At 61.9% G+C, this 1,073-nt stretch carries 3 pseudogenes; all 3 read right to left on the reverse strand.

The features are described from left to right. Nucleotides 1–375, reverse strand: a pseudogene (locus tag FD715_RS22685) (hypothetical protein); the annotation flags it as partial. A gap of 176 nt (nt 376–551) precedes the next feature. Then, a pseudogene (locus FD715_RS22345) lies at nt 552–644 on the reverse strand (integrase core domain-containing protein); the annotation flags it as partial. Between the two features lie 204 nt (nt 645–848). Next, nucleotides 849–1,073 (reverse strand): annotated as a pseudogene (locus FD715_RS22690) (hypothetical protein); the annotation flags it as partial.

A 1,073-nucleotide genomic window follows, 5' to 3' on the forward strand; every position in this document is an offset into this window, starting at 1 on the left:
AGATGCGTCAAGATCTGTGACCATGCGCTGCGCATCGGCCATGAGCCGACCGGCGTCATCCTCGTGGGTCACCGGCAGGTTCGGCAGTGCACGACGCGTCCTGTAATCCTGTAGGGCCTGCGCGGTGTTGATCACCGGCCGCAACAGGTGATCGAGAACGGCAATCGTAGCCAGGGTGCCGAGGAGCGTGGCTACGAGAGCCACGCCGAGGATCGTCAGAAAGCTGCTCCAGCCCTGCGCATTCTGCAGCGCGACATAGGCGATCAGCGCGATCAACGGAACATGGGTGCCGATGAAGGCCATCACCATGATCTTGCCGCGATACGGCAACCGGGTCCGGCGCGACATGAATTCGTAGAGGGCGATGTTCTTCATGGCAGCTTCACTATCCCGGCTATGACGGGCGCTCCCGTCGGTTCAACCGGAGCGATGATGGGCGGCCAATCTGTCGCGAATACGGTTTTTTTCCTTTCAGCCTGTGTCACGAGAGTGAGCTGCCCCATCTGAATGCTCCAGCTCAATTGTTGATGCATGGTCAGCCTCCGGTCGAAGGGCACGACGCTTTGCGATACTGGCGGGCGGTAGCGCAAGGCGCTGTGCGGTCGCACGGTGTTGTAGTGCAGCCGCCATCGCTCGATCAGGATAGAGACTCACGCAGTGTGACCTGCCCGATGCCGAAGCGCTGCGCGATGCGGGGCTGGCGGGGGAATAGGGCGGGGTGGCGGGACCTCTGGCCCACGCACCTTCTCAATAGCCCTCTTGCTGTCACCTGAAGCTGGGACATGCAGATCAAGCAACGCGCCGGACATCTTGCAAGAAGCTACGCATGGCTTCTTGTCCGGCTGTGCCTACCGCGGGAGAAGATCGCCATAGAGCGCCAGCATCCACGAGGGCAGATCCGGATGCGCCGATGTCAGGCGCCCATTCGCGAAGATGAGACGCCGCTTGGGAGGCACGTTCCGCAGGGAGTTGTCGTAGACGAAGCCGCGATCTGCCTTGAGGACAGCCTGCCGAATGAAGCGTCCATTGCGGGCGTAGCGCGCACGGATCTTGTCTTCGGGAACGGGGTGTCC

This window comes from Tateyamaria sp. syn59 (genome assembly GCF_007995245.1).
In the GTDB taxonomy this organism is placed as follows: domain Bacteria; phylum Pseudomonadota; class Alphaproteobacteria; order Rhodobacterales; family Rhodobacteraceae; genus Tateyamaria.